Annotated in this window: 19 protein-coding genes and 1 pseudogene; 7 read left to right on the top strand and 13 right to left on the bottom strand. The window is 34.6% G+C overall.

Annotated features, from left to right (window positions below; translation table 11 throughout):
• Positions 1-77 precede the first annotated feature (77 nt).
• The 5 genes from HCH28_RS22825 to HCH28_RS22805 form a co-directional block, all read right to left on the bottom strand.
• On the bottom strand, positions 78-4,058 hold the full coding sequence (locus HCH28_RS22825; protein WP_221683235.1) for an Eco57I restriction-modification methylase domain-containing protein: 3,981 nt from the start codon (positions 4,056-4,058) through the stop codon (positions 78-80).
• Complete coding sequence (locus HCH28_RS22820) at positions 4,051-4,833, bottom strand: hypothetical protein (RefSeq protein WP_221683234.1); 783 nt, start codon at positions 4,831-4,833, stop codon at positions 4,051-4,053. Before HCH28_RS22820 ends, HCH28_RS22825 begins: the two co-directional genes overlap by 8 nt.
• Before the next feature lie 79 nt (positions 4,834-4,912).
• Positions 4,913-5,749 (bottom strand): hypothetical protein, encoded by an 837-nt coding sequence (locus tag HCH28_RS22815; RefSeq protein ID WP_221683233.1) that lies wholly within the window; start codon positions 5,747-5,749, stop codon positions 4,913-4,915.
• Positions 5,750-5,910: 161 nt separating this feature from the next.
• Entirely contained in the window at positions 5,911-6,327 is a 417-nt protein-coding gene (locus HCH28_RS22810; RefSeq protein WP_221683232.1) for a hypothetical protein, read from the bottom strand.
• Complete coding sequence (locus HCH28_RS22805; RefSeq protein ID WP_221683231.1) at positions 6,320-7,126, bottom strand: ParA family protein; 807 nt, start codon at positions 7,124-7,126, stop codon at positions 6,320-6,322. The genes HCH28_RS22810 and HCH28_RS22805 overlap by 8 nt, the downstream gene beginning before the upstream one ends.
• Positions 7,127-7,309: 183 nt before the next feature.
• On the opposite strand from HCH28_RS22805, the gene HCH28_RS22800 reads away from it, so the two are divergent.
• From HCH28_RS22800 to HCH28_RS22780, 5 genes are all read left to right on the top strand, one after another.
• Complete coding sequence (locus HCH28_RS22800) at positions 7,310-8,848, top strand: dynamin family protein (protein ID WP_221683230.1); 1,539 nt, start codon at positions 7,310-7,312, stop codon at positions 8,846-8,848.
• The gene (locus HCH28_RS22795) at positions 8,848-9,588 is read left to right on the top strand and encodes a hypothetical protein (protein WP_221683229.1); all 741 of its coding nucleotides are present in this window, start codon (positions 8,848-8,850) and stop codon (positions 9,586-9,588) included. Before HCH28_RS22800 ends, HCH28_RS22795 begins: the two co-directional genes overlap by 1 nt.
• 22 nt (positions 9,589-9,610) lie before the next feature.
• Positions 9,611-10,366, top strand: coding sequence for a hypothetical protein (locus HCH28_RS22790; protein WP_221683228.1), 756 nt, complete (start codon positions 9,611-9,613; stop codon positions 10,364-10,366).
• 15 nt (positions 10,367-10,381) lie between these two features.
• Positions 10,382-10,822: a hypothetical protein gene (locus HCH28_RS22785; protein WP_221683227.1), complete on the top strand. Its 441-nt coding sequence runs from the start codon at positions 10,382-10,384 to the stop codon at positions 10,820-10,822.
• Positions 10,823-11,560: 738 nt separating this feature from the next.
• Positions 11,561-13,111, top strand: coding sequence for a primase C-terminal domain-containing protein (locus tag HCH28_RS22780; protein ID WP_221683226.1), 1,551 nt, complete (start codon positions 11,561-11,563; stop codon positions 13,109-13,111).
• 174 nt (positions 13,112-13,285) lie between these two features.
• Here HCH28_RS22780 and HCH28_RS25520 read toward each other — a convergent pair whose 3' ends face one another.
• The 3 genes from HCH28_RS25520 to HCH28_RS22765 form a co-directional block, all read right to left on the bottom strand.
• A complete protein-coding gene (locus HCH28_RS25520; RefSeq protein ID WP_221683225.1) occupies positions 13,286-13,474 on the bottom strand; it encodes a helix-turn-helix domain-containing protein in 189 nt (62 codons plus the stop codon).
• Between the two features lie 94 nt (positions 13,475-13,568).
• Positions 13,569-13,811, bottom strand: coding sequence for a hypothetical protein (locus HCH28_RS22770; RefSeq protein ID WP_221683224.1), 243 nt, complete (start codon positions 13,809-13,811; stop codon positions 13,569-13,571).
• Positions 13,801-14,031 (bottom strand): hypothetical protein, encoded by a 231-nt coding sequence (locus HCH28_RS22765; protein WP_221683223.1) that lies wholly within the window; start codon positions 14,029-14,031, stop codon positions 13,801-13,803. Before HCH28_RS22765 ends, HCH28_RS22770 begins: the two co-directional genes overlap by 11 nt.
• Positions 14,032-14,251: 220 nt before the next feature.
• Between HCH28_RS22765 and mobQ the strand changes: the two genes are divergently transcribed.
• Entirely contained in the window at positions 14,252-16,318 is a 2,067-nt protein-coding gene (mobQ, locus tag HCH28_RS22760) for a MobQ family relaxase (RefSeq protein WP_221683222.1), read from the top strand.
• Positions 16,319-16,830: 512 nt separating this feature from the next.
• Here the strand turns inward: mobQ and HCH28_RS22755 are convergent.
• Entirely contained in the window at positions 16,831-17,004 is a 174-nt protein-coding gene (locus tag HCH28_RS22755; RefSeq protein WP_221683221.1) for a hypothetical protein, read from the bottom strand.
• A gap of 997 nt (positions 17,005-18,001) precedes the next feature.
• On the opposite strand from HCH28_RS22755, the gene HCH28_RS22750 reads away from it, so the two are divergent.
• Complete coding sequence (locus HCH28_RS22750; RefSeq protein ID WP_221683220.1) at positions 18,002-18,316, top strand: hypothetical protein; 315 nt, start codon at positions 18,002-18,004, stop codon at positions 18,314-18,316.
• Between the two features lie 2 nt (positions 18,317-18,318).
• On the opposite strand, the gene HCH28_RS22745 is transcribed toward HCH28_RS22750, so the two are convergent.
• From HCH28_RS22745 to HCH28_RS22730, 4 genes and pseudogenes are all read right to left on the bottom strand, one after another.
• Positions 18,319-18,750, bottom strand: coding sequence for a hypothetical protein (locus HCH28_RS22745; RefSeq protein ID WP_221683219.1), 432 nt, complete (start codon positions 18,748-18,750; stop codon positions 18,319-18,321).
• Between the two features lie 203 nt (positions 18,751-18,953).
• Entirely contained in the window at positions 18,954-19,268 is a 315-nt protein-coding gene (gene ilvN, locus HCH28_RS22740; protein WP_221683218.1) for an acetolactate synthase small subunit, read from the bottom strand.
• Positions 19,265-19,516, bottom strand: coding sequence for a hypothetical protein (locus tag HCH28_RS22735; RefSeq protein WP_221683217.1), 252 nt, complete (start codon positions 19,514-19,516; stop codon positions 19,265-19,267). Before HCH28_RS22735 ends, ilvN begins: the two co-directional genes overlap by 4 nt.
• Positions 19,517-19,612: 96 nt before the next feature.
• Positions 19,613-19,785, bottom strand: a pseudogene (locus HCH28_RS22730) (branched-chain amino acid aminotransferase); the annotation flags it as partial.
• Positions 19,786-19,867: the final 82 nt, after the last annotated feature.

Raw genomic sequence — 19,867 nt, 5'->3', positions numbered from 1 at the left:
CATTTTATTTTTAGAAAAAGCCTGTCTTCATTGAAGAACAGGCTCCTAAGTAAGAGAATTATAAGATTTTTATTTTCTCATTTCATTTCTTTAATTTTCCCTTCAATATATTCAATTTCAGCGTCTGACAAATTATATTTTGCGTATAGTTGCTGATCAATTGAATTAATTGGTAATTCCCAATTAATCTCTGATTCCTCAGTGAAGTTTTGAAGGGGTACAAAACGATAAGTAATTCGTGTACCATGCTGACTGCTTTTTGCTAGGCTGTGTAGATAGCGTACAAATTTTGATTTTAAATACTGCGATAAATTTTCCGCTGAGATTCTGTCTAAGTTTAAATCAGCACCGATAACAAGATAAGTTTCAGTACATATAGAATTTTTATCTGCAATGACAGTATTTAAGTTATCATCATTTAATTCAGTACCAATATTATTAGAGTAAGGTGTTAGTACTTTATACTTTTGAATCCAATCGATGTTTTTTGAGATTTCGTTTTCTTCGATATACCCAATAATTCCTTTATTAGCATAGCATTTTATTGGTGAGTTCAATTCATTTGGCTGAGATTTGAATTTTGGGTTTTTAGTGAAATTAGTTGAAAACCCAAAAGGATTACGCGCTGATATATAATCCATGAGACTGTTTTCAACACTACTATCAATTTTATTAAGAATAGAGATTGCTTTGGAATCGCGAATGAAAATATCTGAGTCTTGGAATTTTAAAGGTCTATATAAATCACTAACAACCTTATTATGTTCATGTGTAACTACACGCGTATCATATTTTAAGTTATCGTAAGAATGATCCCATAAAAAGTACGATACACCGCCTCGGATATTTGTATTTGGAAAAATATCTTCAGGTGTTAGCCAATCATGCAACTCTCTTATATGTGGATCATTTAACATTTCTTCACGGAAATCATCAAGTCCTTTTCCGCCGACATACCATCGACTAGGCATAATCATAGAAATATACTTTGGATTCATAGCTTTGGCGGCACGAACAAAGTTATGATAGATTGGGCTTGCACTGGCTTGTGCTCCTCCATCCATTTCTTGATAAGGGGGATTACCAATAACAACATCAAACTTCAAGTTTTCCCCTCCTTTATAGTTAAATAGGGTTTGAATTTTATTTGATATTTCTTCTCGATGATTTTTGACATCGTTCATAATATCCTCGTAGTAAACTACATTTGTATAGTAATCATTATAACCTCTGAGCGTTCTTTCAGAAATTGTTTTGGCCATTGGTGTTTTTGCAATAACGAAAATATTTTCTTGCAATGTTTGTTCCCAAAGTTCGAAATGTTTTTCGCGTGATAAAACCTCATTAGACACATGTGCTCTAAATTCATTTACTCGTTGACGATAGATGTTGTAACAAGCTAATAATGGATATAAACCGGATTTTGAATTGATTTCTAAAACCTTGCTATCACTATTCATTAAAGAGTTTTTAGTAATGTTTGGCTTAGCATAGAGTCTTGTGTTTTCTCCATCGTGAAGGGCATATTCAAATTTTTCATCAAAGAATGATTCACCGCCGAGCGTCTCGATTAAATGACGGTTGACAACTTTCCATGGTGTTAAAACGGTCTCTTTATCAGGATTTTTAAAGGTAGCGAAAATATCTGCAATTTTTATTACACGTTCTTTTACAGAACTGCTATTATCGGCTGCTTTTGCTTTACGACGGATTTTCAACCCAGCTTCTACGAATACTTCTGCATCGTAATATTTTCTGAATTTTTTAAATAACTCTTTTGTCACACCAGGTGGCATAAATTCATTCCATGATTTTTCATCAACTAAATTCACAAAATTACGCAATGTGATTTCTTTATCGGCATCAATATTTGCACCGAAAATCATCATCGGGATACGAATACTGATACCTCGTAAGATACTAATCATTGTTTTCTTCTGCTTTTTTAGTTCATTTAATTTATCAATTGCCTCTTGTTCTTCAGGTGTGCGTTGTTTTGGTTTCTTTTTTTCAGCATCTAAAGCTTTTTGCCACTCTTCATCGTCAAAACCTTGATTATTAATCGTTACATCTAAAGGTTTCTTTTCTTGTTTGGATGTACCAATAATTGCTTTCAAATCATTGAAGTCTTGAATATCGGTTTCGTTAAGACGCAGTAGCTCGTCTGTATAAAGATTAGTATCATCAAAGCCAGTTGAAACAACTTTATCGACAGCAGCTCTTTTTAATTGGCGTAACATGTGTTCAACATCAATAGCATTCATTTTACTATTATCATTGCTAATAACAGAGCAATAGTTTAAGAACGTAGCCATTGCAGCCTTTTGATCTGGTGAATTTAAACTACCGGCCTTTGTATTTAACTGCGCAGCTTGAGCTACCATTTTTAAAGTTCTATCAGGTGCGAAATCGAAAACATAGCATTCTGTTTTAATTTGACCACCAATATTAGCAGGTGTTTGTACACGGAAAGCTGTTTGTAAGTAAGTAGATGGCGAAGTTGTGTTAGATAGCATCATCACACCAGTCCAAGCTGGTACACTTACACCAGTTGTTAATTTGCCGCATGTAATAGTGATTGTATAAGCGTTCTCTGGGTCGTCTCCAATAGCTTTCTTTACTTTTTCTAAAGCCTCTATATTTTCTGAATTATTATCTCCTGAACCAGCAACATTAATAATATCAAATTGGCTAAATACATCATGTTCTTTCATTAATTCACTTAAAGCGCGAGCCTCTTGAACGCCTGGTACTAACCAAAGTGTATTTCTTAAATTATCGCGATAATAATCTGTTGAAAATGGGAAGTTTGTTTGATGTTCTTCATAACGATCTTTTTTAGAAATCAAATTTAAAAAATCCCATACATCTTTCTCGTGAACAAATTTCCCACGTAACGAAAAGTCTGGCTCGTTATTGTCATGCGCTCTGAAGAACTCTCTGAAGTTAAAGGCTTTATCTTCAATGTCGACATACTGCTGATTGATGAATTCTTTATCAAGGTGATATGTAAAGATGGATAACTTAGGCAAGCTTGCGTATGGGTTTGAATCACCAAAATTATTTCGATCCCAATCATACTTAGCTTGTTGTTCCATAACGTAGTCCCATGTGTAAATATCTGTCTCATCCTCATAATCTTCAAAGAGGTTAAATGGTGTGCCAGATAATTCAAGAGTAAAGGATCTTTCGAGATGTTTATGTACGCTTTGAGCTAGTTCTGTTTTATTACCTTCGTGTGCTTCGTCAACAATTACGCAATCCCACTTAGTTTCAAAGATTAAATCATTTTTATTATGGTCTCCCCCAATTTTCGAGGAGCCTCGTAAATCTTGCATAGAAGCGAAATATACAAATGGATTTGTTCCTTTTATTAAGTTGGTAAAGGATTCGCCTTTATATTTTGAACCAAAGCGATAATTATTATTGAAAATCTTATGGAAATCTTCAAACCATCCGGCACTGACAACAGGACGATGCGTAATAATAATCGTTTTTTTGAATCCAGCTCGTTTTACAAGCTCTAAAGCACTAACTGTTTTACCGAAACGCATTTTGGCATTCCAAAGCTTTTTCGTTTTTCCTTTTTCAATAGATGTCAATGTTTCAACAATTGCTTTCTCTTGTTCAGGACGGAAAATAATTTGCTCTATATTACCAGTCACCTTAACCTGGCCAATAGAAGATTCTCCTTTTTTTACAGCTTCAATTGCAGCGATAGCTGTATCTAGGTCAACTTCAAACCATTCTCGACCTTTAGTTGTTGAAGTTTGTTTGATACCTGAGCGTTTTAAGGCAGAATGAACGTCATAATCTCTAAACGCCTTGCCTTTATTCGTTACTGCTAGATCGAAATGTAATAAATTGTATTCTATATCTGCTGTTTTGGTATATTGGTCAATACGTTGTTTTACAGCCACTTTCATTGCTTCTTTATCGTAAGGATTCCCTTCAAAAACCGTATCGCCGATTTTTAGTCTCCCTTTATGAGATGCATGTGGAATTGAAAAAATATAAATCACTTTAAAATTAAACGTCTGATAATAATCTTTAGTCACTTAATTCGCCATCCTTCACAATAGTTGCCTTAACTAAATCTAAAAATGGTACTTTTTCAAATATACGAATGGGTATTGCTTTTTTAATATACTTTTCTTCAACAAATAGATCTTGTTCTCCTGTTAAATCAAACAAACTCAATTGCATAGGTTCCTCGTTTAATAAACTTTGCTCATAATGAAAACGGCCTTGTTGTTCCTCGACAACGTCTTTATAAATATATTCAACACGTTGAATTTGTTTATTACGATAATCAATTTCCCACTCAGAAATTCTACCTAAATCTTCATATAGAATATTATTTTCGTTATCTCGTACTAGCACGTGATTATTAAATAGGGGGACAAAAAAGTTTATTGCGTTCATATTAATGATATTTATATTTAAAATGTGATCAATAGTTTCTAAAAAGCTTGGGCTTGGTGTAATGGAATGCTGTTTGAAGTATGCTTGAATTAGCCTACGTAATCGTACTTGGCTAATTTCTAAATTATCTTTTAGGAGTTCTATTCCATATATGTTCGCTAAGCCAACGATTGTATAAAATTCTAATTCTTCTGGAGCATCATACATTTCGAAAACTATATCTAATTTCCTTTGTAATATCCCAAGAAGGAAAGCACCTTCACCAGAACTATTTTCTAAATATCGACTACTAATTTTAGATGCGTCTAATGGAATTAAATCCAACATATCATTAACTAACCAATCAGGTGTTAAAACTTCGCCATGATCGACCACACGATTTTTTGATTTTATTTGTTTATTTTCCATAATTAGGCACCTTATTCTTGTTATAATTTGGTAGGGATCTAAAATAATTAGGTTTTACGGCTAATTTAAAAAACAGCATCTAAAGTGAAATAAATTCTTCATAATTTTTAGCAATAAATAATTTAATACTTGCCTCTATATTCGCTTCTTTTAATTGATTGAATTGTTGTAGTTCAAATAGGCGTAAGTTCTGGAGAAATGGCTGTAATTTATTTTGTTTTAATAATTTTAAAACTAACTTAACCTTTGCTTTTTTCTTACCTGATATTTCTTTATGAGAAGGGCATGTAAAAATGATTCCTACAATTCCTAAAAATATATCGATAAATTCAATGCCTATTTCTTCACCTTTACTACGGTAGCCACACTCACTAATTACAAAATTTTCTCCACGATATAATGAATGTATATTTAAAGCTTCTTTTAACATAGAATCAAGATTTCGTGAACGATATTCAGAAGATTCCTCAATCAGAATTTTAGCTTGTACATCATTGTGTACACCATAACCCCTAACTAAACCATAGCATATGCGTTCAGGTAATTTTGTATAGATAGTCTTATCAACAATAGCTTTTTTAGGTTTATAGATGTCTTTAAAAACATTTTGAGCCTGTGAATTTAAAACAGAACTAGCATATCGAATCATATTAAAGTTCATGTATTCAGCTAAAGGGAGCGCTTGTTCAAATAATTGTTCAATACCTCTAGCAATTTTTGAATCTCCACCATATTTTGTCCAATGAAATGAAAATTCTTGATTTAACGCATGGAAATCATTAAAGCTTGGATGCATATAGATATTAAGTGGGATAGAAAGAGCACCCATTAATTGTATAGGATCACTGCTATTTTTTCCGCTTTCATCAAAACAAATGAGTAAATTTGTTGTAACTTGTTCATGAGTAGATTGCACTGATTTGTACCTCCAATCTTGACAAAATGTATATTTCTTTGACATAATGGGAATATAAATTACTAAAGAAACGTTTAACTCGTGTCGCTTGGTACACGCGTTGGCGTATCAGATAAAGAGAGCTCGTGTCGCTTGGTACACGCGTTCTCTTTTTTGTTTTGTTACTTCTCCTCATGAAACGCCTCAACCATAAACTCAAACTGTCGCTGTTGACGATCGGTTAATTCGTTCTTCACATAACTATCAATCAACTTCTGCAAAATGACATACGTTTTACCTTCATCCATAAACGAACCAAGTAAATTAATTTCACTGTGAATAACAGTCGGTACCTTCAAGCTTTTCGTGCTGTTCGATTTTCCAACGCCAAGCTTTTTACGTGGTTGAGCAGGCTCAATTTTCGTTACCTCTTTTTCAACAACCACAGGAGTAGGTGCTTCAACAGGTGTTACCGGCTCGTCTTGTTTTGCAGGAGACGAGTAACCAAAGTCCATGTCACTTTTCTTTACAGGAACAGCTGGCTGCATGATTGTCGGTTTTTTCTTTTTCTTAATTAAACCGCCTTTTTCATTACTCATACTTACCTGCCTCCTCAAACTGAGCTAATTTTTCTTCAAGCTCATCGATGACGTCTAAAAACACTTGGTGGGCTTTTTTGTCATGCATATCGTTATTTGTGATGCCTGTTACGTCCCAAGCTTTTAAGCGCTCTAGGTGTTTGATGACGTTTTCCATTACGTTGTCTTCACCGAACATTTCTTTGGCACGTTCAATTGTTGACATATCTACACGACCACCTGGACGAAGTAGTACTGGTAATACGCCAGCTACTTGAATATCTGCATCGTAGTTGTCGGCCATGAATTGTAGGTATTTTACGTACGTTTCAGCACCTTCAAGCGATAGTTCCTGAGCTTGTAAGATAATTAGTACGTAATCCGCAGCCATCATTGCATTATCCGAGAAGTCACTAATTGTTGGTGGTACATCGATGAAAATATAGTCGTAGTCGTCACGAATTGGATCAAGTAGCTTCTTTAAATAAGAAACTTGGTCGATTTCTTCCTTTATATTTGAATATAAAAATTTCGGAAAGTTTTTGAATGATACTTGTGCCGGAATTATATGTAGGTTATCCGTCATTTTAACAATACACTCTTTCAATGAGCCATTCTGGAATCCTTCAAAAATACTTGTGTTAATCTCCGTTACACCTGTTGAACGAGCGATTAATGTACTCGCATTTCCTTGAGGGTCCATATCGACTAAAAGAACCTTTTTATCACGTGCAAAAGCTAGCTCCCAACTCGCCATCACCGACACTTTCGTCTTACCTACGCCACCTTTAAAGTTACCAACCACGATTGTTATTGCCATCTCACCATCTCCTCATAAATATATATTTTCGAACTTATCATTTAATAACTAAAGTATAACTTATAAAAAGATACTTTGCAAAAAACTTCTTTGCAAATTTCTACTTTCGAAAAATAGATATTAAATATTTAAAAAACCCAAAATAAGGTATAATAAGGGTAATTAAACATAGGAGTGATTTGAGTGAATTGTACTAATTGTAATACTGAAGTTGGGAATAGAAATTTATTTTGTCCAAAATGTCAAACATTGAATGAAAAATATATCTTTAATAATGATGAACTACAAGTTGAGTTTAAAAATAAGGTTTCGGAGATTGCAACTATTGTAGAATCAAATATTCCAAGTCCCGATTATATGTGGGATGAGTCCGTTTCCAAATTTGCTCATAAAATTGAAAAAGCAACAGAGATTCTTAATCTGGATATGATAAAAGATCAAGTAGCCTCAAAAACATTTAAAGACATGGATAATCTATTGCAACGATGCAAATCTGCAGAATTTCATATTGCACTGGTGGGCGCAATTAAAGCTGGCAAATCAACTTTAATCAATGCTTTGTTGGGTTATAATCTAGCTTCAATACGTGTTACACCTGAGACTGCTTCTTTAACAAAATTTCGTTCAACTAAAGATAAAAATTTTGTGAAGGTTTCCTTTTATTCTAGCGCCGAATGGGATCGCCTTTGGAAAAGTGCACAGGATTCACGAGCAAAAGTATTTTTGGAGGAGTATGCAAAACTTGAAGCTGATTCAATTAAAGATGAGTGGTTGAATCGCGAATCATTAACCGTATACTGTGAAACTGTTGAAGAATTAAAAGAAGAAATTCATAAATGGAGTTCATCGAAAGCAGCGACACATTATTTTGTTAAAGAAGTAGAAGTGGGTCTAACAGACTTTGATATGCCAGAAGGTGTTGTTTTTGTCGATACACCAGGATTAGATGATGTAGTTGCTTACCGATCAGATATTACAAGAGATTATATTAATCGTGCAAATGCAGTATTGGTTTGCGTTAAATCTGATGCCCTAACGGGACCTGAAATGGCAACTATTTACAGCGTTTTTGCGAATACACGATACAATCCTGAAAAAGTATATGTTATTGCTACACAATTAGACACGTTAAATCGACCTGAAGAAAACTGGAAAGAACAACGTGTTGAATGGTTAAAATATATTACGGATGAAGGAGCTTATGGTGACGCTCAATTGGCTAATCGTAATTTAATTCCGGTATCTGGCTACCTTTATTCATTAATCAAAAATTACGACAAAATTGAAGAAGGTAGTGAACAATATTTTGATTTGGCTTCTATTTTAATGAAATTTAGAATCATGCCAAATAATATAGGGGAACATGCACAGCGTTTATTAGATTTTACAGGCGTAGATGCGCTAAAGCATCAAATTGAAACGGAAATTGTGAATAATCATAAATTATTATTAGTGCAAGATATTAGAGAGTCATATTTATTATGTAAAGAAGATATTTTAAATCTTTCGAAACAAATTAAAACAGGTCAACTAGAGATTATTGAATATAGTGAAAAGGACATTCAAGAAATTCAAAAGAAAAAAGCAGAGCAGGAGCAGGAAGTATTAGAATTGGAGACAGATAAAAAGGAATTAGAATCTTTGCTAACAATGGTAAAACAAACGACTTCAGCACGTGTAGCAGAACTTACACAGGTTATTAGAGGAATGGCGGTGAAATAATGAAATTTATACCTCCTATTCCATCTATTGACCCTAAAATGATACCTTTGATAGTTGAGGCTGGGAAAAAAGCTTGGCAGTTAATTGAAAGCTGGATTGATAAGAAAATCAAAACTGTGAGTGAAAAACAACCTTTAACAAAAGAGTCTTCTGCATCAGATTTTCAGGAAGTGCAAAAATTGTTTACAGAACTGCAGCAACAAGTTGGTTCTACGGTACAAGAATTAGAAAAAAAAGTTGCATTAGAAATAAATGAGTATTTAGAGCAACTTGTTTTTTTATTAACATCGAATTCAATTTTAAAAGGAAAATATCATATTCCTACATCGAAGTATGAACGTGAAATCAGACGTATTAGCAAGCAATGTAATGGTTTTATAGAACAAGAAATAGCTACGTCTATTAATTTAATGAATCCTGAAGTACATCAAATTTTGATGATGCTCCCAGGTCAAAAAAAGGAGATAGCACTTAATAACCTCATTACAAGGGTTATTGAAAAGTCCTTAAATAATTTTGCGGATTTTTTTCAAGAAGAAGTTAGCTATTTATCCTCAATAATTGAAGAAGATTTACTAGAACAAATAACACAACTTAAACGAGTAGACGAAGATTTATTAAAGCAATTAATATTGCTAGAAGGCACATATAAGGAAGGTAATATAAAAAATGAACACCTTCAATTGGATGCTTATAAGAAGTTAGAAAGTATGAAAAAAATAGAATATATATTCGAATAAGAATAGTGAGGAATGATTAATAATGGGTTGGTTTACTAGGGCTGTGAGTTCAGTCGGAAGGGCAGTTGGACGAGCTGTAGGGACGGTTATAGAATCTGCTGGAATATTGACTGGAAATGAAAAATGGGAAAATGTAGGCCGAAATATAAAAGATTTCTGTAGTGATGTTGGGGAGTACCATTCATATAATAAAGATACGGCGTCAGCTGCTGATACAGCGAACATTAATGAATTGTTAACCCTATTTAGTTCTAAACTTAAGGATCAAGCAGATGAATTAGAAGAAAATGTACTTAGAGATGTTCGTGAATATTTTGAAGATGTTATTAGTCAAATTGAGGATTCTGGAGTTGAAATTCCGACTAAACAATTCCGTAGAGCTATGACACAAACAGAACGAAATATAAAAGGGAAATTAAAATCTCATTTGGCAAAACGAGTATCTATTGATGACCAAGAGTGTCTAGATATTTTAGCGTTGGCACCAGGAAATGAAAAAACATCTAAAATGGATAAGTTCGGTAACAAAGTACTTAAAGAAGGTTTAGATCAATTAGCCAAGCAAACAGAACAGACAGTCCAAAAATATAATTTAGAATTACATGATTTGTTAAATCAATTGTTAGAACAACAAGAAAAGAATTTAAATCAAATTCAATCTCAATTTAATGAGATTTTAGAACAAGCTAATGGAGAAATGATTGATAAAGAAGCTGCTAAGTTGAAACCAGCTATATTATTAAAAAGTGTTGAGCACCTAGAAGAGGCTGTTAGTTAAGGAGGGTTAGAAATAGTGGGTTTTTGGAATATTTTAGGATTATCTAGTAAGAAAGATAATGAACAGTTACATGAAGAAATACAGCTGTTAAAGCAAATAATTGAAAATCAAAGTAAAAATCAAATAGTTGAAACAAGAATGAATGAAATTTTGCAAACGATGTCTCAGCAAAATGAACAATTTTTATTATTACTCAATAAACAAATGGAAGTAGTGAGTAACAATAATCTCTACATTACTGAACAAATCTCTAATTTAGAAAAGCTGACAAATGAAAATTTAGATACGCAAACCAATGAATTAACTAAGGTATTAAGGTTACAAAATAAAAAAATTCAAAAATTAGATAATTCAACACAACAATTAGAAAAAATGAATGCGGAAATATTAAAGTCTATGCAAGCAGTTTGGTTAGTTCAATTGAGTCAGCAAATAGAAAATGAGTTAATCAAGTAACAATTTCTTTTGTAACAAAAATGTAATATAAAGCCCCTTCCCTCACAAAAGTAGAAAAGTAGAAATTTCCACCTTTGCGAGAAACACATCTACTTAACAAAAGTAGAAATTTCTACTTTTGAAAGAAAGTATCTATTCGTCCCCTTTCATGAAAATCCTTATGTAGTAAGGCATGAGAGGAGATTTTTATGTGCTTTTTAAAACGCGAAAAATCATTTCTACTTCGCAAAGGTGGAAAAGTGGAAATTTGCAATTTCTACCCAAAGTCAACTTTTTCGCAAAAGTGGAAAAGTAGAAAATAGCGAGAAAACATAAGAATATCAACACTTTTTATGAGTTTACAACCCTCACATTTTATGTTTTATTTAATAGTAATAAAGATTTTAGGCAAAATAAAAAAGCCATTCCTATTCGTCTTTGGCAGGACAAGGAATGACTTCAACAAAAATAACAACTAAATAAGTGAGCGTCCGAGCGGTTAGCTGGTAACTAACTTATCGTCGTTGATCTACAACAAAATGAGCTTTTGGTAGAAGCCTATTTGTTGCTTATAATTAGATTAAATAAATGGTGTGCTGGTAACACGCCATTTGTAAAACATATTACGCTAATTATAGCAATTGTAGACGTAATTTTCAATATTTCTGATTGAAAATTGGCTTCATGCACCCTTTTTTAGGTGTGTCTTTGAACGAGATAGCTGTGGACGCTCACTTTGAAGAAAGGAGAGCTATATCCATGGCTATTTTTGCGTTAGAAAAGCATGAGATGGTGCAGCTATTTGATGCGTTGTTACATAAAGGAATTCATACATATAAAAAGAAACATTCAAAAGCAAGCTTACCGGCACGTGTTGAAGAAGAGAAAAAGGAGCAAGCGACACGCCAAGGCGCAATTTTCGTGGTGCGTCAAAAAGCAGATTTTACAGCAAATGGCGTAAAGGGGTACATTGTGACGTCGAAGGAAACGTTATTAGAGGACGCGCCTTCGCTAACGCATTTTACGCCGAACGTGTACCGTACGTTTGGTTATACGGATGATTCACGCCGTTTTATTTACGGGTTTGAGGAGCGTAACCTCCAGCAAATTAATACGTTCGTCGTGGATATTGATACGAAAAAATATAGCGTGAACGAGCTACTTATGGCATGCATGGACGCTTCAATTGGTTTACCTACGTTTATTGTCGAATCTGATCGTGGTTATCAGCTGTATTTTGTACTGGAAGCACCACTGTTTATTTCGAATAAAGAAAACTTTCGTGGCTTAAAAGTGGCCAAGCGCATTTGCGATAATTTAAAGCGTAGTTTGCAGTCGGTTGAAGCTGATTTGTTTTGCAATGACTTTGGCTTTTTCCGTTTACCAACAGAAAAAAATATCGTGTATAAAGATTTCAATAATCAATATTCCATTGCGGCACTGATTCAATGGTCGATGCGTCAGGATGATGATATGCAGCGTCCTTTATTTGTGTTACCTACAAAGAAACATAAGCAGTCTGTACTGCATACAGAGTGGTTTGATGCATTAGTGCATACGGTGAATATTAAAGGCAATAAAGGCATGCTAGGGCGTAATAATACGCTGTTTACACTAGCGCTTATTTGCTATGCAGAAGGCTGGGATTTAGAGCGTACTGAGAACTTTTTAGATGAATTTAACTCACGCTTACAAGATCCTTTAAATGGTCAGGACTTATATGCCATTTTACAGTCAGCGTATTCAGGCAAATATAGTGGTCCAAGCAAGGAATATGTAGAGGCGATACTGGCTTTACACGTGAAAAATGGGACTGAATATACGGTGTCATTTGGCAGTCGTGCCTGGTACAAGTTTAAAAAGGAGCGAGAGGACCGTACACGTAGCCATTATGATGAGTGGGAAGAAGATATTATCAAATACATTACGGCTGAAAAAGCGTCTTCAGAGCCGTTTGTTTGGCGTACACAAAAAGAGCTTTGTGAGGCAATCGGTATGGCGCAAAGTACATTAAATGAGGTGCTAAAGCGTTCTACGCAGCTCGTTAAAACGGTAACAGGAAAAGGTAGAGGTGCCAAAACAGGTTGGACAACAGTAAAGCTGTTCATTCAATATGCGATGGAGCTTATGAATACGGCAAGAGAGAAAAAAGCGACATATCGCAAGCAGCTGATTCAAGTTATAAATGAATGGACAGAGGGGTTAGAAATCGTTGCCGGCTATGCACCATTAATGAGCTATTTAGAATCTCTATTCTTTAAAGAAAGCCCATCCGTCACAGATGAACATCGTATTCGTGGCTCTAGTTAAATTAATACTCCAGTCTGCCTTACATATTTTTAATTACGTGTGTTTTTGGTGGAGGAGATAGGTTAGAATGGGTGTTGATTCTTAGGTATATTTTTTATGTTTGTAGGAGAATAGAGCCCTGAGCGGGAGGCGTTCCGCAGGCCAGCTTGCTGGGCGAGGACCTTCTGTTTAAGGTTATTCAAGGTCTTTAAATTTAGGATGATTAAAGAATTCTAGAACAGATATGTTAGGGATTTTAATTATTTTGTGGAATGTGTAAATATGAGGATTTGTATTTTGTGTATGAAGTACGGAATCTACCGTTGATTGGGTTAAACCAGATCGTCTTGCTAGCTCAGAAACTGTTATGATTTGCTTTTGCATGAGTTTTTTTGATATGGTCTCTAATTGCATTTGATAATAGTTGTATAGATAGGCTCTTTTAGTAACCTAACAAAAGTAGAAATTTCCACCTTTGTTAGGTAGATTTATTAAATCGCTGTGGTCGTTTTTCTTTTATGAAGTTTGAAAAGAGTTGGAGTAATTCTTCTGTTTCTTCAATGGATAAATGGTGTGTATCAAAGTATTTGTCTAGTAAAGCGCCTTTTTGAATAAGTGTATGCGTATGTTCTCTACGGTTTTGTTGCTTTGTGAGCTTTGTGATTTCAAGTTCTAGGCGATTTTTTTCAGCAATTAGTTTGTGTAATGAATTATTCGTCATGGCTTTGTTCAGGAGTTGTTTTTGGTGTGTTGTAATCTTGATAAAGTGTAACCAGTGTTTCAATTAAGTCATCAAACTGTGTTTTAGAAAGATCTTCATGTTGAATATTTAATTTCGTTAAGAGTTGGCGTCCGAGGTGTGCATTCATTTTCTCTTTTTCTTGGCGAATTTGTTCTTTCATTTCTTCCAGCTTTTCGAGTTTTTTACGAATGTCATTCATAGGTTGTTCTCCTCTCATCCCTGAATATTATATTTAACAATATTAGAGCATAAAAGAGAAAATAATTCAAACAATAAGAGATTTATGATAAAATGTGTGTAACTAAGGGCGCACTTATACACCATTTGTTCGCTACGCTCTCATTTGGTGTATGTGCGAAAACACGGTCACGCTTCACGTGAAAAATTCGCTAGCGCTCATGTGAAAAGAGGGATGCTTGATGGCAATTTATCATTTTAGTATGCAGATTATTTCTAGAGGTAAAGGACAATCAGCAATCGCCAGTGCAGCTTATCGAAGTGGGGAACAATTATATAGTGAACGGTATGATAAGGTGAGTTCTTATCATCACCGTGATGTATTACCGGAAACGATGCTTTTAAAGCCTGTACATGCGCCTGAGTGGTGTTTAGATCGAGAGAGGCTATGGAATGAAGTAGAGAAGATTGAGAAGGCGAAAAATGCACAACTCGCACGTGAATTTACAGTTGCTTTGCCAGTAGAGTTATCAAAGCAGCAACAAAGAGAATTACTGCGTCATTTTGTACAAGAGGTATTTGTAGATGAGGGCATGGTTGCAGATGTGGCGATTCACCGTGATGATGTTAAAAATCCACATGCTCATGTGATGTTAACGATGCGTCCATTTTTAGAAGATGGTTCATGGGGAGCGAAGTCTCGAAAAGAATATATTGTTGACGAAAACGGAAAGGCTTTATTTACGGAAAGTGGTGTGAAAAAGTCTCGAAAAATTGATGTGAATGATTGGAATCGAAAAGAGAAATTACAGCAGTGGCGAACAGCTTGGGCAGTTTATGCAAATCAGCATTTATTGCTTGCTGGGGTGGACTTAGAAATTTCAGAGAAGTCACATGCTGAATTAGGGTTAGAGCAGCAGCCGACGATTCATGAAGGGTATGTTGCAAGGAAGATGGAGCAAGAAGGGCGTTCTTCTGATCGAGTGGCCATTAATCGCGAATTGAAGGAGCGTAATGAGAAGAAACTAGCGCTTCAGGGCGTTGAGCAAAGATTAGAGCAATTAGAAAAACATGAACTCATTTTAAAGGCATTATCGCCAGCTGAAAAACAGGAGCTTGGCCAGTTATCGAAAGTGTTGAAAATGTATGTGCAGCCGGAAACATTAGCAGATAAAAGAAGGATGCTTTATTTATGGGATGTGAAGCTGCAAGTACAGTTAGATTTAGGGAATTTTAATGAGCAAAGTTATAAAGGTTTTGAAGCTCAGGAAAAGGCATTTAAACGGGCTGAGGAGCTGTTTGAAAAGGAAGCCGACCGTTTGCTCTTCAAATATTATTCTACGCTTGATACGAGCACGTGGACGCCATTTGAAAAACGTGAGGTATTAAATGGTACAGCTCGTCTTGGAAAAACTTTAAATGAGGCAGAAGTAAATGAGGTTTTAATGGACGCTCGGGCTGAAGAAGTTATTCGTCAGATTCAGTCGATTGTGAAGCAGCCGATTGCTACGGTTGTAGGAGCTGAGGAGCGATTACAAAAAGTACAGCAACAGACAGCAGCTTTTATGCAACAGCATGGTGTATCTCTGCAAAATAAAGCGACGATTGAGCGTTTACCAAAGGCAGAACGTGTAAAGTTTGAAAAGCAGTTAAAAGAATTGAAACTTTTGCAGCTTGCATTGAAGGTTTTTGGTGCTTACTACGATGAACGGATTCATTTACGGATGCCAAGTTTGGATGTTACGGATAAGTCACTTGTAGAGCGTGAATGGCTTGTGACAGCGATGGATTATTATGGCGAGGTATTTACGAAAGAGCAGTTAAGGGATTTTCCTCGGATGCCACCGAAAAAGTATGAAAAAGAGCAGCTGCAATTGGTGGATCGTTATTTAATGCTTAAGCAAGCGTACGACATTGTGATTTTAAAAGGTGAACAGGCATCGCCTCAGCAGTTATTAGCATTGCAGAAACAGTTAGAGGAACGACTTGTGAAAGACCTCAATCATCCTCGTCACCGAGCTTTTGTATTAAGTGATTGCATAGGCGAAGGTATTTTATCGGAAGAACAGGCAAACCGTCATTTAGCCGTTACGGTTGTGCAGACGAAAGATGGTGTTGTTCGTTACAATGATACGTTTGGTGGTAAGCAATTAAAAGTGTACGGTGCACCATTTTTATTTGAGCAGTTCTTTAAAGGAAAAGCGATTAATCGGATTTTAGATGAGCTTGAATATGAGGAGTTTGAGAAGTTGCAGGCACAGCGTCAGCGAATGAGACAGCAGCCTAACTCGAACCGAAAACGAAAATAGTGCTAGTCCTGCCAACAAAACGCGCAAAACATACGCTAAGGATATGCAGGATTTTATGCAAGAAAGTAAATGATGCATAATTTTATAAAAGAGCGTTCAACTACTGCTACAAGTGGCTTTGTCGGAAAGTGTATAAAATCACGCATAAACAATGTTCCAATAGAAAAGGCGGAAATGTTGTGAAATCAACAGTTTCGCCTTTTTGGTGTGCCCCCACACTATCATTTGGGAACGTTATTGGCTTTATGAATGTATATGTTATAAATTCTTATTGAAGGTAAGCAAAAATGAAATATAAGGGAGCGCTTATTATCTTTTTGAAAAAGAAACAAAGTAGATTACGAAATTATGTAGAGATTGCTTTGATCTGTTTATTGCTTGTAATTTTGACATTTATTTTTGATTGGCCAAAACATATATACATTGTGCTAGGTTTTGGTTTCTTGATTAATTTAGTAGCTGTAGAAATTCTGAGAAAAGACACCTAATAAAGGTGTCCTTTTTTAGCTACTTCAAAATAGCCAAATCATAGGGGATAAAACCACCAGCAAAAATAAGCCAGTGAACATATATTTTATGTATTGTTTTCTATTTACGCCTTCTTTTAATTCCCATAGCCCTAATGTTATAAAATATAGTCCAATCAAAATAGAGATAATCGGAAGTACAATAACTAAACCTACCATTTGGACACCTCCCGTTAAAATTCTTCTTGAACTCTTCTGCACCGTTAGTTGAATAAAAAAAGTCTCCAAAGCGTCATTCGTCGTCTGGTTGCTTTTTTTCGTATAGTCATCAGTAGAGTTAAAATTGTCTTTTTAATAACTTTATTAAGTAAATTTAATAGTACCATAAAATTCCAATATTTACTTAACTCTTCTGCGCTTGATTGAAGTAAACAAGTTTCCGAAGCGCAGTTTGGTCACAATTCTTTCCTTTTCCTTCATGGTGTAAATCCACAAAAATCTGACGGGACTCCAACAAAACAAGCTAACCCTGTCTCATGACCATTTAAAAACGATCATATATCAATCATTTGTTTAGTCAGAGTAGGGCAAGCAACGGAAGTGTGCGCACACTTCCCAAAAACGCGTTTTTGACTTGGTAGTATCACAGCTTGTAGAAGTTGCATTGATTGAAATGTTGGATAAGTACAAAACTAGTATAAAAATAAAAATTAACAAAAACTAACTGAAAATTATAGAGTAGAGGTGTTGTATTTGCTGAAAGATATAAACAACCCACCAAACTAATGCTGGTGGGCTTTTTTAGGAGTCAGGATACGCTCTTTATATAGTTGGTGCCGTTTTCGGTGTAGAGCAGTGCTTTTTAAATGCAGGGTTTTATACATAGTTAGGAGTCTTCTATGGTCTGCACTTTAGCGTTTATCAACCTTGTATAAAAAATGATACTGGTTGTGGTAGGGAGATATTTTTTAAGCCTTGAGAATACAGGGATTTGACTTGGAATTTACTTCCTTTTTCTGTTGTTATGTCAACTTATCATGTATGAAAATATATAAAAGTAAAATTATCTCGAATTAAGAAGGATATAATAAATATTGGTAGAATTGGTATATTTATGTAGTGTATAAATTGATAGTAGAATGTTGAAGAAAAAATGATTCTTACTGTGTTAACTATCTTTTTGATTACAGGGTTATTTGGTTTTACAGGAGTAAATATGGCTAAAGCAGAAGCTTCTGAAGAAACAGAAGCTTCTGCTTTAGCTGCGTGTATTAATGTTTCATTAACTATATTTGAACAAAATTTACAAACCGGTAAAGTTGTTTTTATTGTTAAAAGTAATCCAGGGAATACTGTGAAATTTGATATTACTAAATTTGGTACTGATGAAGTTGTTGCTAGTTCATATCTAAAGGCAACTAATGGTACTTCTACAGTAACGGAATATTTAAAACCTGGTTTCTATTATGCTTCAGCCTATCAATATTCACCATGTGCAGGTAATAGTAATGGAATACAATTTGGAATGTAAATTTAATATGTTTGACCTTCTAAATATCCTTGAACATCAATCGTAAATTTAGATAGATCAAAATGATGTTCTTGTATAACATCTGTAGCTATCTTTTGTATTTTTAACTTAGTGTTTTCATCAAGATTTTCAACAGGTAATTTAATGTGTATTTTAGCTTCTTTTTCAGATAAAGCATTAGGTTCTATTGCAAATGCTTTGTAGTTATTTTCAATTAATTTAAGACCAATTTGACCACCTAAATCGTCTATTTGGGATTTAAAATCTTGTGTTTCGGAAAGAACATTGATTACATTGATTTTAATTTGCTCTGGATTAAATTTGTTTTTCTTTATTACACTAGAAGCTATACTCTGTATCTTGTCTTTTAAAGCTTTATCTACTTTTTGTTCAACAGGGAATTTTACTGTGAATTCAACAGGTTTATTGTTCAATTCCCCATGTTGTAACGTAAATTGTAAGTTTTCTTTCTTTAATTCTTTACTAATATTATCTACAGCACAAAAAGATGAGCGAAGGAAAAATATAATTATGTTTTAGGGGGAATGATTGCGATTGTCTTTCCTTTTAAAATTCCCTCATTAACATCAGCATCATAATAAACTTTTACCATCATAAATCACTCCTTTTTGTATGTTTATTTTTTCGACTCAAATGTTTTTATATCAGTAAGTTCCTTAATCAATGCGAGTTCTTCCTCAATTACCTGTTGATCAGTTAAATCCGTTACGAAAAGAACTTCAATCTGTTTATTTATTTGCTTCAATAGTTGCAAGAACTTATGATTATCCTTTGCTTCTACAATTACAGTCATTTTTGAAACTCCTTCTAACTCTGTGTATCCGACTGTAAGGTTTTCGATTTGAAATTGATGCTTTGCAAATAGACCCATTAGGCGTGTTAAGATTCCATTTTGATTTTGAATTAGTGCCGTGATTCTCTGCTTTTTCATGGTTTCACCCCAATCATTTCATGTAACCCTTTCCCAGGGGCTACCATTGAGTTTGGATTTCCAGCAGCCATAGGTGCGCAGTTAGCAGAACCGAAAGCAACAGTGGTGTCTAAGTGGATGTGTCCTGGAATAATATCTACATAGGAATTACAAACGCCAATAAAAGGTTTATCAAGATCCTTTAATTTTACTCCCGTTGCGTAAAGTAAACTTCGGTGTGGAGCACGGTCGACTCCTTTCTTAATCATGTCACTACGTATATTAACTCACTCCTATCTTAAAATTCGAACATTTAATTGCTCATATACTTTTATTCCATCTTCAATGACTACTTTTCTGCTATGTGGAATGGATAACAAGATTGACTTTGCTGAGTCATAAAGTCGATTAATGCGATCTTGAAGCCGAAAAATATTGCCTTCATACATTCGAATACCCCGTCTCCATATAAAAAACCGTAATCATACACTGATACAACAGCATCTTTTTTATTTACAAACTGCCCATTCAGATAGATACTTGTTCCTTCATCATCCCTTCCTCATTTCTCAATTAGACTTCAAATACACTTTATCGACTTTAATATAGTGATTTTGAAA

This window comes from Lysinibacillus sp. K60, from assembly GCF_019731275.1.
Lineage (GTDB): Bacteria > Bacillota > Bacilli > Bacillales_A > Planococcaceae > Lysinibacillus > Lysinibacillus capsici.
This window is presented reverse-complemented; position numbering and strand designations above follow the sequence as displayed.

Bases quoted from the DNA above. Each gene is read 5' to 3' on its own strand.
- HCH28_RS22780 (WP_221683226.1), top strand. From the start codon at position 11,561: ATGGCTATTTTTGCGTTAGAAAAGCATGAGATGGTGCAGCTATTTGAT.
- HCH28_RS22755 (WP_221683221.1), bottom strand. From the start codon at position 17,004: ATGGTAGGTTTAGTTATTGTACTTCCGATTATCTCTATTTTGATTGGA.
- HCH28_RS25520 (WP_221683225.1), bottom strand. From the start codon at position 13,474: ATGCAAAAGCAAATCATAACAGTTTCTGAGCTAGCAAGACGATCTGGT.
- HCH28_RS22770 (WP_221683224.1), bottom strand. From the start codon at position 13,811: ATGACGAATAATTCATTACACAAACTAATTGCTGAAAAAAATCGCCTA.
- HCH28_RS22795 (WP_221683229.1), top strand. From the start codon at position 8,848: ATGAAATTTATACCTCCTATTCCATCTATTGACCCTAAAATGATACCT.
- mobQ (WP_221683222.1), top strand. From the start codon at position 14,252: ATGGCAATTTATCATTTTAGTATGCAGATTATTTCTAGAGGTAAAGGA.
- HCH28_RS22790 (WP_221683228.1), top strand. From the start codon at position 9,611: ATGGGTTGGTTTACTAGGGCTGTGAGTTCAGTCGGAAGGGCAGTTGGA.
- HCH28_RS22805 (WP_221683231.1), bottom strand. From the start codon at position 7,126: ATGGCAATAACAATCGTGGTTGGTAACTTTAAAGGTGGCGTAGGTAAG.
- HCH28_RS22750 (WP_221683220.1), top strand. From the start codon at position 18,002: ATGGCTAAAGCAGAAGCTTCTGAAGAAACAGAAGCTTCTGCTTTAGCT.
- HCH28_RS22810 (WP_221683232.1), bottom strand. From the start codon at position 6,327: ATGAGTAATGAAAAAGGCGGTTTAATTAAGAAAAAGAAAAAACCGACA.
- HCH28_RS22735 (WP_221683217.1), bottom strand. From the start codon at position 19,516: ATGATTAAGAAAGGAGTCGACCGTGCTCCACACCGAAGTTTACTTTAC.
- HCH28_RS22765 (WP_221683223.1), bottom strand. From the start codon at position 14,031: ATGAATGACATTCGTAAAAAACTCGAAAAGCTGGAAGAAATGAAAGAA.
- HCH28_RS22820 (WP_221683234.1), bottom strand. From the start codon at position 4,833: ATGGAAAATAAACAAATAAAATCAAAAAATCGTGTGGTCGATCATGGC.
- ilvN (WP_221683218.1), bottom strand. From the start codon at position 19,268: ATGAAAAAGCAGAGAATCACGGCACTAATTCAAAATCAAAATGGAATC.